We start from the raw sequence: 16,421 nt of genomic DNA, 5'->3' as shown, positions 1-16,421 counted from the left end.
CAGTTCGGCGTCGTCGACCATGTCGCACTTGTTCAGGAACACCACGATGTACGGCACACCGACCTGACGGGCCAGCAGGATGTGCTCGCGGGTCTGCGGCATCGGGCCGTCAGCGGCCGAGCACACCAGAATCGCGCCGTCCATCTGCGCCGCACCGGTAATCATGTTCTTCACGTAATCGGCGTGACCCGGGCAATCAACGTGCGCGTAGTGGCGGGTGGCCGTTTCGTACTCGACGTGCGCAGTGTTGATCGTGATGCCGCGAGCCTTCTCTTCCGGCGCCGCATCAATCTGGTCGTAGGCCTTCGCCTCACCGCCGAACTTCGACGACAGAATCGTCGTGATCGCCGCCGTCAGCGTCGTCTTGCCATGGTCAACGTGACCAATCGTGCCCACGTTCACGTGCGGCTTGGTGCGCTCAAACTTTCCCTTTGCCATTTCTCTAGCCTCTGATTACTGATTACTTCTTGTTGATGATGGCGTCAGCGACGTTCTTGGGCGCTTCCGCGTAATGCTTGAATTCCATCGAGTAGGTCGCACGACCCTGGCTCAGCGAGCGCAGCGTGGTCGAGTAGCCGAACATGGCGGCCAGCGGAACTTCCGCCTTGATCGCCTTGATGCCGCCCGGCAGATCTTCCATGCCCTGGACGATGCCACGACGACCCGAAAGGTCGCCCATGACGTTGCCCATGTAGTCTTCCGGCGTCTCCACTTCCACAGCCATCATCGGTTCGAGCAGAACCGGGCTGGCCTTGCGCATCGCATCCTTGAAGGCCATAGAGGCAGCCATCTTGAACGCGTTTTCGTTCGAATCGACGTCGTGGTAGGAACCGTCGAACAGCGTCACCTTGACATCGACAACCGGGAAGCCGGCCAGCACGCCATTCGGCAGCGTTTCCTGAAGGCCCTTATCGACCGCCGGGATGAATTCGCGCGGGACGGTACCGCCCTTGATCGCGTCGACGAATTCGTAACCCTTGCCCGCTTCGTTCGGCTCCAGCTTGATCCAGACATGGCCGTACTGACCGCGACCACCGGACTGCTTGACGAACTTGCCTTCCTGCTCGACCGCCTTGCGCACGGCTTCGCGGTAGGCCACCTGCGGCGCACCGACGTTCGCTTCGACGCCGAACTCGCGCTTCATGCGATCCACGATGATTTCGAGGTGGAGTTCGCCCATACCCGAAATCACGGTCTGACCGGACTCTTCATCGGTGCGCACGCGGAAAGACGGATCTTCCTGCGCCAGACGACCCAGCGCCAGGCCCATCTTTTCCTGATCGCCCTTCGTCTTCGGCTCCACCGCGACGTGAATCACCGGCTCCGGGAACTCCATGCGCTCGAGCGTCACTTCCGCATCCGGATCGCACAGCGTTTCGCCGGTAGTGACCGACTGCAGACCGATCGCTGCCGCGATGTCGCCAGCGCGCACTTCTTCGATCTCCTGGCGATCGTTCGCATGCATCTGGACCAGACGGCCGATACGCTCCTTCTTGCCCTTGACCGGGTTGTACACCGTATCGCCAGACTTCAGCACACCGGAGTACACGCGAATGAAGGTGAGCTGACCGACGTACTTGTCGGACATCAGCTTGAACGCCAGCGCGGAGAACTTCTCGTCGTCCGCCGCCTTGCGCTCGACCTGCTCTTCGTTCTCGCCCAGACCCTTGACCGGCGGAATATCGACCGGCGACGGCAGGAATTCGACCACGGCGTCCAGCATGCGCTGCACACCCTTGTTCTTGAAGGCGGTACCGCACAGCATCGGCTGGATTTCGCCGGCGATGGTGCGGGTGCGCAGACCCTGAATGATGTCAGCCTCGGTCAGCTCACCGCTTTCCAGGTACTTGTTCATCATCTCTTCGCCGGACTCGGCGGCGGCCTCGACCATCTTTTCGCGCCATTCTTCGGCAGTTGCCTGCAGATCGGCAGGGATGTCTTCGTAGGCAAACTTGATGCCCTGCGAGGCCTCATCCCAAATGATCGCCTTCATCTTGATCAGATCGACGACACCCTTGAAGTTCTCTTCCGCGCCGATGGGGATCACGACCGGCACCGGATTGGCGCTCAGACGCGTCTTCAGCTGCTCATAGACCTTGAAGAAGTTGGCGCCGGTACGGTCCATCTTGTTCACGAAGGCCAGACGCGGCACGCCGTACTTGTTGGCCTGACGCCACACCGTTTCCGACTGGGGCTGAACGCCACCCACCGCGCAATAGACCATGCAGGCGCCATCCAGCACGCGCATCGAGCGCTCGACTTCAATGGTGAAGTCAACGTGGCCCGGGGTGTCGATGATGTTGACGCGGTGCTCGGGGAAGTTGCCGCCCATGCCCTTCCAGAAGGTGGTCACGGCAGCCGAGGTGATGGTGATGCCACGCTCCTGCTCCTGCTCCATCCAGTCCGTCGTGGCTGCGCCGTCGTGCACTTCGCCCAGCTTGTGATTGACGCCGGTGTAGTAAAGAATCCGCTCGGTCGTCGTCGTCTTGCCAGCGTCAATGTGCGCCGAAATGCCGATGTTCCGGTAGCGCTCGATCGGTGTCTTGCGTGCCACGATACAGTCCTTTGAAACAAGAGGCCGCCACAAGTGGCGGCCAGGTCAATTAAGCAAATCTTTGAATCAGAAGCGGAAGTGCGAGAACGCCTTGTTCGCGTCAGCCATCCGGTGAACTTCGTCGCGCTTCTTCATCGCAGCGCCCCGACCTTCAGCCGCTTCAAGCAGCTCAGCCGCAAGACGCAGGCCCATCGACTTTTCCGAACGCTTGCGGGCGGCTTCGCGCAGCCAGCGCATCGACAGCGCCATGCGACGGGACGGACGGACTTCAACCGGCACCTGATAGTTGGCACCACCCACGCGACGGCTCTTCACTTCAACAACCGGCTTCACGTTGTTGATCGCCTGGGCAAACACCTCGAGCGGATCCTTGCCACTCTTGGCCTTGATCTGGTCGAAGGCGCCATAAACAATGCGCTCCGCAACCGACTTCTTGCCGGCGGACATCAGCACATTGACAAACTTGGACAGATCAACACTGCCGAACTTCGGATCCGGCAGGATGTCACGCTTCGGTACTTCGCGACGACGCGGCATATTCTTTACCCCTCAATCTCTGCTGTTACGCTTTCTTCGGACGCTTGGCGCCGTACTTCGAACGGGACTGCTTCCGGTCCTTCACACCCTGAAGATCCAGCGAACCGCGAACGATGTGGTAGCGGACACCCGGAAGATCCTTCACACGACCACCGCGGATCAGCACGACCGAGTGTTCCTGCAGGTTGTGGCCTTCACCGCCGATGTACGAAATGACTTCGAAACCGTTGGTCAGACGAACCTTGGCGACCTTACGCAGCGCCGAGTTCGGCTTCTTCGGGGTCGTCGTATAGACGCGGGTGCAGACACCACGCTTTTGCGGGCAAGCTTCGAGAGCCGGCACCTTGGACTTGCTTACCGGCGAAGTGCGCGGCTTGCGTACAAGCTGATTGATGGTTGGCATTTTTTCGAGATTCCAAAAGACCGGAGGCGACGCCTATCCAGTGGCCCGCCTCCGTGACTCGTTCGCCTCGGGCCCGCTACGGTTGGCGGACCCACAAAGAGGCCGGATTATAGGCACATAAAAACAACCGGGTCAACCCTGGGCACCGTGCTGGCTACCTTGGGCTGATCCGGACTGCAACACTCAGACTACTTACTGCTGCGCCTCACCGGCATCGGCTTCGGCGGTCACCGGATCGTCGCCGAACAGCAGGCGATCCGCGGCAGCGGCATCGTCCCCGGAAGCCTGAGCACGGCGGGTCCGGTGGTAAGCCAGACCGGTACCGGCCGGAATCAGGCGACCGACGATGACGTTTTCCTTCAGGCCGCGCAGTTCGTCGCGCTTGCCCATGATGGCCGCCTCGGTCAGCACGCGCGTCGTTTCCTGGAAGGAAGCGGCGGAGATGAACGAATCGGTCGACAGCGAGGCCTTGGTGATACCGAGCAGCATGTACTGGTACTCGGCCGGGCGCTTGCCTTCGGCGACCAGACGATCGTTCTCGTCCAGCACTTCCGAACGCTCGACCTGCTCTTCACGGATGAACTTCGAATCACCCGCGTCGATGATGACCACGCGACGCAGCATCTGGCGGACGATCACCTCGATGTGCTTGTCGTTGATCTTCACGCCCTGCAGACGGTACACGTCCTGCACCTCGTCGATGATGTAGCGCGCCAGTTCCTCGACGCCCTTCAGACGCAGGATGTCGTGCGGCTCGACTGCGCCGTCGACGATCACTTCGCCCTTGTTCACCACCTGACCGTCGTGCACCGTTACGTGCTTGTCCTTCGGGATCAGGAACTCGTTCACCGTGCCGTCAGGCTCGGTGATGACCAGACGCTGCTTGCCCTTGGTGTCCTTGCCGAACGACACCGTACCGGTGACTTCGGCCAGCAGGCCGGCGTCCTTCGGCGAACGGGCTTCAAACAGCTCGGCCACGCGCGGCAGACCGCCGGTAATGTCGCGGGTCTTGGCCGACTCCTGCGGGATGCGTGCCAGCACGTCACCCACCGAAACCGCCTGACCATCCTTCACCGTGATGATGCAGCCCACCTGGAAGGTGATGGACACCGGCGTGTCGGTACCGGCGATCTTCACTTCGTCGCCCGACTCGGTCAGCAGCTTCACCTGCGGACGCAGACCCTTGGTGCTGGAGCTGCGACGCTTCGGGTCGATGACCACCAGCGTGGTCAGGCCGGTCACGTCATCGACCTGCTTGGCCACGGTCACGCCTTCTTCGACGTGCTCGAACTTCACGATGCCCGAGTACTCGGTAATGATCGGGCGGGTGTGCGGATCCCAGGTCGCCAGTCCCGTACCGGCCTTGATGGTCTGGGCCTCGTCCACCTGCAGCGTCGCACCGTACGGCACCTTGTGACGCTCGCGCTCGCGGCCGTGGTCATCGGTGATGATGACTTCGGCACTGCGTGCGATCACGATCTTCTCGTTCTTGGCGCTCGTCACGTAACGCATGTTCTGCGTGAAGCGCACCACACCGGCGCTCTTCGCTTCGACGCCGCTGGCGGCTGCCGCCCGAGAAGCCGCACCACCGACGTGGAAGGTACGCATGGTCAGCTGCGTGCCCGGCTCACCGATCGACTGCGCAGCAATCACACCGACAGCCTCGCCAGCATTCACGATCTGGCCACGGCCGAGATCGCGACCGTAGCACTGGGCGCACAGGCCGTAACGGGTTTCGCAGGTCAGCGGTGTACGCACCTTCACTTCATCGACGCCAAGCGAATCCATCAGGTCACAACGGTCTTCGTCGATCAGCTCGCCGGCGAAAATCACGGTTTCCTGGGTTTCAGGATTGACCACGTCAGCGGCCGTCACGCGACCCAGCACGCGCTCGCGCAACGGCTCGATCACTTCACCACCCTCGACCAGCGCCTTCATCACGAAACCTTCGGTCGTGCCGCAGTCGTCCTCGGTCACCACCAGATCCTGGGTCACGTCGACCAGACGACGGGTCAGGTAACCGGAGTTCGCGGTCTTCAACGCCGTATCGGCCAGACCCTTGCGGGCACCGTGGGTCGAGATGAAGTACTGAAGAACGTTCAGACCTTCGCGGAAGTTGGTCGTGATCGGCGTTTCGATGATGGAGCCGTCCGGCTTCGCCATCAGGCCCCGCATGCCGGCCAGCTGACGGATCTGGGCAGCGGAACCGCGGGCACCGGAGTCGGCCATCATGTAGATGGAGTTGAACGACTCCTGCTTCACCGTGTTGCCGTTGCGGTCGATCGTGTCTTCCTGACCGAGCTGGTCCATCATGGCCTTCGCCACCTGATCACCGGCACGACCCCAGATATCCACCACCTTGTTGTAGCGTTCGCCGTCGGTCACCAGACCCGAGGTGTACTGCTGGGCGATTTCCTTCACTTCCGCTTCGGCCGCACCGATGATGGTGTGCTTGGCGTCCGGCACCAGCATGTCCTTCACCGCGATCGAGATGCCGGCGCGGGTGGCCAGTGCGAAGCCCGACTGCATCAGCTTGTCGGCGAAGATGACGGTTTCGCGCAGGCCGCAGCGACGGAAGCTGTGGTTCACCAGCTTCGAGATTTCCTTCTTCTTCAGCGGCTTGTCGAGCACCGAGAACGGCAGGCCCGGCGGCAGGATTTCTGCCAGCATGGCGCGACCGACCGTGGTGTCGTAGCGCGTGATCTTCTCGCGCTTCTCTCCATCGACGACTTCGACTTCGCGGATGCGCACCGACACCTTCGAGTGCAGTTCGACGAAGCCGTTTTCGTAGGCGCGGCGCATTTCGTTCACGTTCGCGAACATCATGCCTTCGCCCTTGCCGTTGATCTTGGCGCGGGTGGCGTAGTACAGGCCGAGCACGATGTCCTGCGACGGCACGATGATCGGCTCGCCGTTGGCGGGCGACAGCACGTTGTTCGACGCCAGCATCAGCGTGCGCGCTTCCATCTGCGCTTCCAGCGACAGCGGCACGTGGACGGCCATCTGGTCACCGTCGAAGTCGGCGTTGAATGCCACGCAGACCAGCGGGTGCAGCTGGATGGCCTTGCCTTCGATCAGGGTCGGTTCGAACGCCTGGATGCCGAGACGGTGCAGCGTCGGCGCGCGGTTCAGCATGACCGGATGTTCGCGGATCACCTCTTCGAGGATGTCCCACACTTCCGGCACTTCCTGCTCAACCAGCTTCTTGGCGGCCTTGATGGTGGTCGCCATGCCGTTCAGTTCGAGCTTGTTGAAGATGAAGGGCTTGAACAGCTCGAGCGCCATCTTCTTCGGCAGGCCGCACTGGTGCAGCTTGAGCTGCGGACCGACCACGATGACCGAACGGCCCGAGTAGTCGACGCGCTTGCCCAACAGGTTCTGACGGAAACGACCGCCCTTGCCCTTGATCATGTCGGCCAGCGACTTGAGCGGACGCTTGTTGGCGCCGGTCATCGCCTTGCCGCGACGGCCGTTGTCGAGCAGCGAATCCACCGCTTCCTGCAGCATGCGCTTTTCGTTGCGCACGATGATTTCAGGCGCCTTCAGTTCGAGCAGACGCTTCAGGCGGTTGTTGCGGTTGATGACGCGGCGGTACAGGTCGTTCAGATCCGAGGTCGCGAAGCGGCCGCCGTCCAGCGGCACCAGCGGACGCAGGTCCGGCGGCAGCACCGGCAGCACTTCCAGAATCATCCACTCGGGCTTGATGCCCGAATGCTGGAAGCCTTCCAGAATCTTCAGACGCTTGGAAATCTTCTTCATCTTCGCTTCGGAGCTGGTCGCTTCCAGCTCGCCGCGAAGCTTCTCGACTTCACGATTCAGGTCGAGCGAACGCAGCATGCCGCGCACGCCTTCCGCACCCATGAACGCGGTGAAGTCGTCACCGTACTCCTCGACCTTGGCCAGGTAGTCATCTTCGGACAGCAGCTGGCCGCGGTTCAGCGGCGTCATGCCCGGATCGACGACGACATAGCCTTCGAAATACAGAACGCGCTCGATGTCGCGCAGCGTCATGTCGAGCACCATGCCCAGACGCGACGGCAGCGACTTCAGGAACCAGATGTGCGCGGTCGGGCTGGCCAGCTCGATATGGCCCATGCGCTCGCGACGCACCTTGGACAGCGTGACTTCAACGCCGCACTTCTCGCAGATGACGCCGCGGTGCTTCAGGCGCTTGTACTTGCCGCACAGGCACTCGTAATCCTTGACCGGGCCGAATATCTTGGCGCAGAACAGACCATCCCGCTCCGGCTTGAAGGTGCGGTAGTTGATGGTTTCCGGCTTCTTGACTTCGCCGTAGGACCAGGAACGGATCTTGTCCGGCGACGCGAGACCGATGGTGATCGCGTCGAACTCTTCTTCCTGCGTGACCTGCTTGAAAAGATCCAGCAATGCTTTCATGGCAACTCCTTTGGGGCTAGTGGCTAGGGGCTAGGCGGAACGCTTTCGCGCCCAGTCCTAGAACCGCTCCAAATCAATGTCGATGGCCAGAGACCGGATTTCCTTCACCAGCACGTTGAACGACTCCGGCATGCCGGCGTCGATCTTGTGCTCGCCCTTGACGATGTTTTCATAGACCTTGGTACGGCCGGTCACGTCATCGGACTTCACGGTGAGCATTTCCTGCAGCGTGTAGGAGGCGCCGTAGGCTTCCAGCGCCCACACTTCCATCTCACCGAAACGCTGACCACCGAACTGCGCCTTGCCGCCCAGCGGCTGCTGGGTCACCAGCGAGTACGGGCCGGTCGAACGGGCGTGCATCTTGTCGTCGACCAGGTGATGCAGCTTCAGCACGTGCATATAACCCACGGTGACCTGGCGCTCGAAGGCTTCGCCGGTGCGGCCGTCGTACAGCGTCATCTGACCGCCGGCCGGCATGTCGGCCAGTTCCAGCATGCGGCGGATTTCGGCTTCGTGCGCACCGTCGAACACCGGCGTTGCGAACGGCACGCCATGCTTCAGGTTGCTGGCCAGTTCCATCACTTCGCCGTCGTTCAGCGAACCGATGTCTTCGGCGCTGCCGCTGCGGTTGTAGATCTCGTCCAGGAAGGCACGCAGTTCGGCGATGTTGGCCTGACGGCGCAGCATGGCGTCGATCTTCTTGCCCAGACCGCGCGCGGCCATGCCGAGGTGGGTTTCCAGGATCTGGCCGATGTTCATCCGCGACGGCACGCCCAGCGGGTTCAGCACGATGTCGACCGAAGTGCCGTCTTCCATGTAGGGCATGTCTTCGATCGGCGTGATCTTGGACACCACACCCTTGTTGCCGTGGCGGCCGGCCATCTTGTCACCCGGCTGCAGGCGACGCTTCACGGCCAGATAGACCTTGACCATCTTCTGCACGCCCGGCGGCAGCTCGTCGCCCTGGGTGAGCTTCTTCTTCTTCAGCTCGAAGGCGAGGTCGAAGTCGGTGCGGGTCTTTTCCAGCGATTCACGCAGGCTTTCCAGCTGCGCCGCGATGTCCTCTTCGGCCATGCGGATGTCGAACCAGCTGTGCGGCTCGACGCCGTCCAGGTATTCGCGCGTGATGGTCGCACCCTTGGCCAGACGCTTCGGACCGCCGTTGGCGACGCGACCGATCAGCAGACGCTCGATACGGGCGAAAGTGTCGCGCTCGACGATGCGCATCTGGTCGCCCAGATCCTGGCGGTAGCCGCGCAGCATGTCGTCGATGATGCTCTGCGCGCGCTTGTCGCGCTCGATGCCTTCACGGGTGAACACCTGCACGTCGATCACCGTGCCGTTCATGCCGGACGGCACGCGCAGCGAGGTGTCCTTCACGTCCGAAGCCTTCTCGCCGAAGATGGCGCGCAGCAGCTTCTCTTCCGGCGTCAGCTGGGTTTCGCCCTTCGGCGTCACCTTGCCGACCAGCACGTCGCCGGCTTCGACTTCGGCGCCGATGTACACGATGCCGGATTCGTCCAGACGGCCGAGCTGGGCTTCACCGAGCGACGCGATGTCGCGGGTGATTTCCTCGGGGCCGAGCTTGGTGTCGCGCGCGACCACGGTCAGCTCTTCGATGTGGATCGACGTGAAGCGGTCTTCGGCGACGACGCGCTCGGACAGCAGGATCGAATCCTCGAAGTTGTAGCCGTTCCACGGCATGAAGGCGACCAGCATGTTCTGGCCGAGGGCCAGTTCGCCGAGGTCGGTCGAGGCGCCGTCGGCCACCACGTCGCCCTTGGCGATGATGTCGCCGATCTTCACGACCGGACGCTGGTTGATGTTGGTGTTCTGGTTCGAGCGGGTGTACTTGACCAGGTTGTAGATGTCGACGCCGACTTCACCCGGGACGGTTTCCTCGTCATTGACGCGGACCACGACACGGCTGGCATCAACGTAGTCAACCACGCCGCCCCGCAGCGCCTGCACCGCGGTACCCGAGTCGACCGCCACGGTGCGCTCGATGCCGGTACCGACGAAGGCCTTTTCCGGACGCAGGCAGGGCACGGCCTGACGCTGCATGTTGGCGCCCATCAGCGCACGGTTCGCATCGTCGTGCTCCAGGAACGGAATCAGCGACGCAGCGACCGACACGATCTGGCCCGGCGCGATGTCCATGTACTGGACCTGGTCGGGCGTAGACAGCATGAATTCGCCCTTGTGACGGCAGGACACCAGTTCGTCGCTCAGCGCGCCCTCGCCGTCCAGCGAAGCGTTCGCCTGTGCGATCACGTACTTGCCTTCCTCGATCGCCGACAGGAAGTCGATCTGGTCGGTCACACGACCTGCATCCACGCGGCGGTACGGCGTTTCCAGGAAGCCGTACTTGTTGGTGCGGGCGTACAGCGCGAGCGAGTTGATCAGACCGATGTTCGGGCCTTCCGGCGTTTCGATCGGGCACACGCGGCCGTAGTGGGTCGGGTGCACGTCACGCACTTCGAAACCTGCGCGCTCGCGGGTCAGACCGCCCGGGCCCAGTGCGGACACACGACGCTTGTGCGTGATCTCCGACAGCGGGTTGGTCTGGTCCATGAACTGCGACAGCTGGCTGGAACCGAAGAACTCCTTGATCGCGGCCGAGATCGGCTTGGCGTTGATCAGGTCATGCGGCATCAGGTTGTCGGATTCGGCCTGCGACAGGCGTTCCTTCACCGCACGCTCGACACGCACCAGACCGGCGCGGAACTGGTTCTCTGCGAGCTCGCCGACCGAACGCACACGACGGTTGCCGAGGTGATCGATATCGTCGATCTCGCCCTTGCCGTTGCGCAGGTCCACCAGAATGCGGATCACATCGACGATGTCGTCGTTGGACAGCGTGGCGGCGCCCTCAATCTCGTCGCGACCGACGCGACGGTTGAACTTCATGCGGCCGACCGCCGACAGGTCGTAGCGCTCTTCCGAGTAGAACAGGCCGTGGAACAGCGTTTCCACCGCGTCTTCCGTGGGCGGTTCGCCCGGACGCATCATGCGGTAGATGGCGACGCGCGCCGACCACTGGTCCGCGGTTTCGTCGGTACGCAGCGTCTGCGAAATGTAGGGGCCGCGGTCCAGGTCGTTCGTGTACAGCGTGCTGATGTCGCCGACACCGGCGGCCGACAGCTTGGCCAGCAGGTCTTCGGTGATTTCGTCGTTGGCGTTGGCCAGGATTTCGCCGCTGTCCTGATCGACGATCTGGGTGGCGATGACGCGGCCGACCAGGAAGTCTTCCGGCACGACGATGGATTCGGTGCCCGACTCGGCCAGTTCACGGATGTGCTTGGCGGTGATGCGCTTGTCCTTGGCGACCACGGTCTTGCCGGACTTGTCGACGATGTCGAACTTGGCGATTTCGCCGCGCAGGCGTTCCGGCATCAGCTTCATTTCGATGCCGCCCTTGGCGGACAGATTGAAGCCGTCGAAATCGAAGAAGGTCGCGAGGATCTGTTCCGGCGTCATGCCGATGGCCTTCAGCAGGATGGTCACCGGCATCTTGCGGCGACGGTCCACGCGGAAGTACAGGTAGTCCTTCGGGTCGAATTCGAAATCGAGCCAGGAACCACGGTACGGAATGATGCGGGCCGAGAACAGCAGCTTGCCCGAGCTGTGGGTCTTGCCGCGGTCGTGCTCGAAGAACACGCCGGGCGAGCGGTGCAGCTGGCTGACGATGACACGCTCGGTGCCATTGATGACGAAGGAGCCGGTGGTGGTCATGAGCGGAATCTCGCCCATGTACACTTCCTGTTCCTTCACTTCCTTGATGGTTTCCTTCGGTGCTTCGCGGTCCATGATGACCAGACGCACGCGGGCACGCAGCGGGCTGGCGAAAGTCAGGCCGCGCTGATGACATTCCTTCACGTCGAAGGCCGGCTCGCCCAGCATGTAGTGCACGAACTCGAGGCGGGCATTGCCGGAGTGCGAAACGATCGGGAAGATCGACGTGAAGGCAGCCTGCAGGCCCTGGTTGCGACGGTGCTCGAGCGGCACATCGGTCTGCAGGAACTGGGTGTAGGACTCCAGCTGGGTGGCCAGCAGGAAAGGCACGTCGAGCACCGCATCGCGTTTCGCAAAGCTTTTGCGAATGCGCTTCTTCTCGGTGTAGGTATAGGCCATGAAATCTCCGGACAAAGAGTGCGATGGCCGCGGAAAACGGATCGTGCGCCACCCGGCGCCCGCCCCGTGTTTCACCACGGAATGCAATCAGGACAGCGTGACCGGCGGTTGGCCGCTACCAACCCCTGGCTGACAGCGAAAGCGCGGGTTGAACACCCGAGGCGGGACTTTCGCTCGACCGGTGACGGTCTTCCGTGATCGCTTCGGAAGACAAGGAAAAGGCAGTTCGTGGCTGCGTTTTCCTGGTATTCCCAGGCGTTTCCGGCTGCTTCTGCCGCTCCTTCTGAAACGACAACGGGAGCGCGTGCCCGGAGGCACGCACTCCCGCGGGACCAGAGTCGAATTACTTCAGTTCGACCTTGGCGCCGGCTTCTTCCAGCTGCTTCTTCAGCGCTTCGGCGTCAGCCTTGGCGATGCCTTCCTTGACCGGCTTCGGAGCACCGTCAACCAGGTCCTTCGCTTCCTTCAGGCCCAGGCCGGTGGCAGCGCGGACGACCTTGATGACTTCAACCTTCTTCTCGCCGGCAGCGGCCAGAACGACGGTGAATTCGGTCTTCTCTTCAGCGGCCGGGGCAGCGGCGCCAGCGGCAGCCGGGGCAGCCACGGCAACGGCGGCAGCAGCCGACACGCCGAACTTCTCTTCCATGTCCTTGATCAGTTGCGACAGTTCGAGAACGGTCATCGCCGAGATCGCGTCGAGGATTTCTTCCTTGCTAACAGCCATTTCTAAACTCCTGATTCATGCGCGACACAGGGGTACGCGCGGATGGTTTGCTTGATCTGAGGGGTGATGCTGAAAACTTATGCGGACTGCTTTTCGCGTTCGTCGCGCAGCGCCGCAACGGTCCGGACGAACTTGCCCGGAACTTCGTTGAGGGTCTGAACGAACTTGGCGATCGGCGCCTGCATCGTGCCCAGAAGGGTGGCGAGCAGCTGTTCGCGGCTCGGCATCGAGGCCAGCGCCTTGACGCCTTCGGCGTCCATGACGTAGTTGGCCAGTGCACCACCACGAATCACCAGCTTGTCGTTGCCCTTGGCGAAATCCTGAATGACCTTCGCGGCCGAAACCGGATCGGCCGACATGCCGTAAAGCAGCGGACCGGTCATTTCCTTCGCCAACCCCTCGAAAGGGGTGCCCGCGACAGCGCGGCGTGCCAGCGTGTTCTTCAGAACACGCAGGTAGACGCCCTGTTCACGAGCCTGAGCACGCAAGCGGGTCACATCGCCCACTTCCAGACCTTTGTTCTCGGCGATCACGATTACCTGTGCGCCCGCAACAGCGGCGGACGCGTCGGCAACCACTTCCTTCTTCTGATCGAGATTGAGTGCCAAGGTCTTGCTCCCATGATTACAGTCGTCCTTCCGGCATCGCTGCCTTCCGGATCAACCACTTGCGGCGACCGTATCAGGAGAGAGAACGTCCTTGCGGACACCATCCGTCCTGTGTCGGGTAACGCCATCTGCGCAGGCGGCACATGCATGCCATTAGACCCATGCGGGCACCTGCGGTCTTTGACAACCCGCTGCGCCATACCGGCCGCAGCGGCCCAAAGTACTGTTGTCAGACGCCCGGCGTACCGGGCGTGAAAATCACTGCACCGTCGCCTGGTCGACGCGGATGCCCACGCCCATGGTGGTCGTCACCGACACCTTGCGCAGGTAGACACCCTTGGCGGCTGCCGGACGTGCCTTGTTCAGCGCGTCGATCAGGGCCTTGATGTTGGTTTCCAGCTGTTCCGGGGTAAAGGAGGCACGACCCACGGTGCACTGGACGATGCCGCCCTTGTCGGTGCGGTACTGCACCTGACCGGCCTTGGCATTCTTGACCGCAGTGGTCACGTCCATGGTCACGGTGCCGACCTTCGGGTTCGGCATCAGGCCGCGCGGACCCAGGATCTGGCCCAGCGCGCCGACCACACGCATCGCGTCCGGCGTGGCGATCGCCACGTCGAAGTTCAGATTGCCTTCCTTGACCTGGGCTGCCAGATCGTCGAAACCGACCACATCGGCGCCGGCAGCCTTGGCTTCCTCAGCCTTGGCACCCTGGGCGAACACGGCCACGCGCACGCTCTTGCCGGTACCGGCCGGCAGCACGACCGAACCACGCACCAGCTGGTCCGACTTCTTGGCATCGATGCCCAGATTCACGGCCAGATCGACGGATTCGTCGAACTTGGCGTTCGCGGTTTCCTTGACCAGCGCCAGCGCGTCAGCCAGCGGGTAGGCGCGATTGCGATCAACCTTGGCGCGCAGCGCCTGAATACGCTTCGAGAGCTTTGCCATGATTACAGGCCCTCCACCGTGATGCCCATGCTGCGGGCAGAACCGGCGATCGTACGGACGGCGGCGTCCAGATCGGCAGCGGTCAGATCCTTGTTCTTCACCTTCACGATTTCTTCAAGCTGGGCGCGGGTGACCTTGCCCACCTTGTCGGTGTGGGGCTTCGGCGAGCCCTTGGTGATGCCGGCAGCCTTCTTGATCAGGATGGTCGCCGGGGGCGACTTCATCACGAAGGTGAAGGACTTGTCCGCATAGGCGGTGATCACCACCGGGATCGGCAGACCCGGCTCCATGCCCTGGGTCTGCGCGTTGAACGCCTTGCAGAACTCCATGATGTTCAGACCGCGCTGACCGAGCGCGGGACCGATCGGGGGCGACGGGTTCGCCTTGCCGGCCGGCACTTGCAGCTTCACGTAGCCGACGATTTTCTTCGCCATGATGACTCCAGTTGCGAGTGATAGCGTGACCGCACCCCGAGGGGGCCGGACCACTCCTCATCCGGCGCCGAGGCGCCGGAAAGCAATCGCGCGGCACCACCCGAGGCGGTACCGCGCACCAGGCAGCGCCAGCGGCGCTGCCAAATTCTTCAGGTCAGACCTTCTCGACCTGGGAAAACTCGAGTTCGACCGGCGTTGCGCGCCCGAAAATGGTCACCGACACATGCAGGCGACTCTTTTCGTAATTGACGCTCTCGACCGAACCATTGAAGTCGGTGAAGGGGCCTTCCTTGACCCGAACCAGCTCACCCACTTCGAAGAGCACCTTGGGACGGGGCTTCTCCACCCCTTCCTGCATCTGCTGCATGATCTTGTCGACTTCCTTTTCGGAAATCGGCGTCGGCTTGTTGGCGGAGCCGCCGACAAACCCGGTCACTTTCGGCGTGCTCTTGACGAGGTGCCAGCTGTCCTCGTCCATGTCCATTTCAACCAGCACGTAGCCCGGGAAGAACTTGCGTTCGGACACGGCCTTCTGGCCGCCGCGCATTTCAATCACTTCCTCGACCGGCACCAGAATCTGGCCGAACTTGTCCTGCATGCCCGAACGCGCAATGCGCTCGGTCAGCGCACGCTGAACCGACTTCTCGAAGCCGGAGTAGGCGTGAACAACGTACCAACGCTTGCTCATGATTTCTTCCAGCCCAGGATGAGGTCGTACAACACCCACTCGAGGCTCTTGTCGGTGACCCACAGGAACACCGCCATCACCACGACGAAACCGAACACGATGGCTGTCGTCTGCAAGGTTTCCTTGCGACTCGGCCAAGCCACCTTCTTTGCCTCGGCCACCGACTCGTTCGCGAACACGATGAAACGACGACCGGGCTCGGTGTACCAGGCGACCGCGACGCCCGCCGCCAGACCCGCGACCACGGACAGGACGCGAACCACCATGATCTGGTCGGAAAGAACGTAAAAGCCGGCCACGCCCGCCACCAGCAGGGCAATGGCCAGCGCAAACTTCAGCTGGTCGGTCATGAATATCCGGAAGTGCGCACGCACTCCGCAAAATTACCCGGCTAGGCCACCGGAGTGGCAGGGGCAGAGGGAATCGAACCCCCAACCTTCGGTTTTGGAGACCGACGCTCTGCCAATTGAGCTATGCCCCTGCAAAACACGAACCGGGCCGCTTTCGCAGCCCGGGATACCGCAACTTACTCGATGATCTTTGCAACCACGCCGGCGCCGACGGTGCGGCCGCCTTCGCGGATCGCGAAGCGCAGACCTTCTTCCATCGCGATCGGGGCGATCAGCTTCACCGTGATCGAAACGTTGTCACCCGGCATCACCATCTCGGTGCCTTCCGGCAGATCGATCGCACCGGTCACGTCCGTCGTACGGAAGTAGAACTGCGGGCGATAGCCGTTGAAGAACGGGGTGTGACGACCACCTTCATCCTTCGACAGCACGTAGATCTCGGCCGTGAAGTGGGTGTGCGGCTTGATCGAACCCGGCTTGGCCAGCACCTGGCCACGCTCGACTTCTTCACGCTTGGTGCCGCGCAGCAGCACGCCCACGTTGTCACCTGCCTGACCCTGATCCAGCAGCTTGCGGAACATTTCCACGCCGGTGCAGGTGGTCTTCACGGTCGGCTTGATGCCGACGATTTCGATTTCTT

13 protein-coding genes and 1 tRNA gene are annotated in these 16,421 nt (G+C 62.3%); all 14 read right to left on the bottom strand.

The features are described from left to right. Window positions 1-438 (bottom strand): GTP-binding protein (locus METUNV1_RS11005; protein WP_043359737.1); only part of this gene is annotated, 438 nt, incomplete at its 3' end. 22 nt (window positions 439-460) lie between these two features. Then, the gene (fusA, locus tag METUNV1_RS11000) at window positions 461-2,554 is read right to left on the bottom strand and encodes an elongation factor G (protein WP_008061705.1); all 2,094 of its coding nucleotides are present in this window, start codon (window positions 2,552-2,554) and stop codon (window positions 461-463) included. 66 nt (window positions 2,555-2,620) lie between these two features. Then, window positions 2,621-3,091 carry a 30S ribosomal protein S7 gene (gene rpsG / locus METUNV1_RS10995; protein ID WP_008061704.1) on the bottom strand — a complete coding sequence of 157 codons (471 nt, stop codon included), beginning with the start codon at window positions 3,089-3,091 and terminating at the stop codon, window positions 2,621-2,623. A 25-nt stretch (window positions 3,092-3,116) separates the two neighbouring features. Continuing rightward, the gene (gene rpsL, locus METUNV1_RS10990) at window positions 3,117-3,494 is read right to left on the bottom strand and encodes a 30S ribosomal protein S12 (protein WP_008061703.1); all 378 of its coding nucleotides are present in this window, start codon (window positions 3,492-3,494) and stop codon (window positions 3,117-3,119) included. A 192-nt stretch (window positions 3,495-3,686) separates the two neighbouring features. Further along, window positions 3,687-7,892 (bottom strand): DNA-directed RNA polymerase subunit beta', encoded by a 4,206-nt coding sequence (rpoC, locus tag METUNV1_RS10985; protein WP_008061702.1) that lies wholly within the window; start codon window positions 7,890-7,892, stop codon window positions 3,687-3,689. A 57-nt stretch (window positions 7,893-7,949) separates the two neighbouring features. Further along, complete coding sequence (gene rpoB / locus METUNV1_RS10980; protein WP_008061701.1) at window positions 7,950-12,026, bottom strand: DNA-directed RNA polymerase subunit beta; 4,077 nt, start codon at window positions 12,024-12,026, stop codon at window positions 7,950-7,952. 343 nt (window positions 12,027-12,369) lie between these two features. Then, on the bottom strand, window positions 12,370-12,750 hold the full coding sequence (gene rplL / locus METUNV1_RS10975) for a 50S ribosomal protein L7/L12 (RefSeq protein ID WP_008061700.1): 381 nt from the start codon (window positions 12,748-12,750) through the stop codon (window positions 12,370-12,372). 77 nt (window positions 12,751-12,827) lie between these two features. Continuing rightward, on the bottom strand, window positions 12,828-13,358 hold the full coding sequence (gene rplJ, locus METUNV1_RS10970) for a 50S ribosomal protein L10 (RefSeq protein ID WP_008061699.1): 531 nt from the start codon (window positions 13,356-13,358) through the stop codon (window positions 12,828-12,830). 258 nt (window positions 13,359-13,616) lie between these two features. Further along, entirely contained in the window at window positions 13,617-14,309 is a 693-nt protein-coding gene (gene rplA, locus METUNV1_RS10965; protein WP_008061695.1) for a 50S ribosomal protein L1, read from the bottom strand. A 2-nt stretch (window positions 14,310-14,311) separates the two neighbouring features. After that, entirely contained in the window at window positions 14,312-14,743 is a 432-nt protein-coding gene (rplK, locus tag METUNV1_RS10960) for a 50S ribosomal protein L11 (RefSeq protein WP_008061694.1), read from the bottom strand. 154 nt (window positions 14,744-14,897) lie between these two features. Next, window positions 14,898-15,431, bottom strand: a complete 534-nt coding sequence (gene nusG / locus METUNV1_RS10955) for a transcription termination/antitermination protein NusG (protein ID WP_008061693.1) — start codon at window positions 15,429-15,431, stop codon at window positions 14,898-14,900. Continuing rightward, window positions 15,428-15,781, bottom strand: a complete 354-nt coding sequence (gene secE / locus METUNV1_RS10950; protein WP_008061692.1) for a preprotein translocase subunit SecE — start codon at window positions 15,779-15,781, stop codon at window positions 15,428-15,430. Before secE ends, nusG begins: the two co-directional genes overlap by 4 nt. Window positions 15,782-15,836: 55 nt before the next feature. Continuing rightward, window positions 15,837-15,912, bottom strand: a tRNA-Trp gene (locus tag METUNV1_RS10945). 45 nt (window positions 15,913-15,957) lie between these two features. Beyond that, window positions 15,958-16,421: EF-Tu C-terminal domain-related protein (locus METUNV1_RS10940; protein WP_043359735.1), on the bottom strand; the 464-nt coding region annotated here is incomplete at its 5' end.

Origin of the sequence: Methyloversatilis universalis FAM5 (genome assembly GCF_000214035.2) — a bacterium.
GTDB classification, from domain to species: Bacteria; Pseudomonadota; Gammaproteobacteria; order Burkholderiales; family Rhodocyclaceae; genus Methyloversatilis; species Methyloversatilis universalis.
The sequence above is the reverse complement of the archived record's forward strand: the minus strand, read 5'-3'. Positions and strand labels throughout refer to the sequence as shown.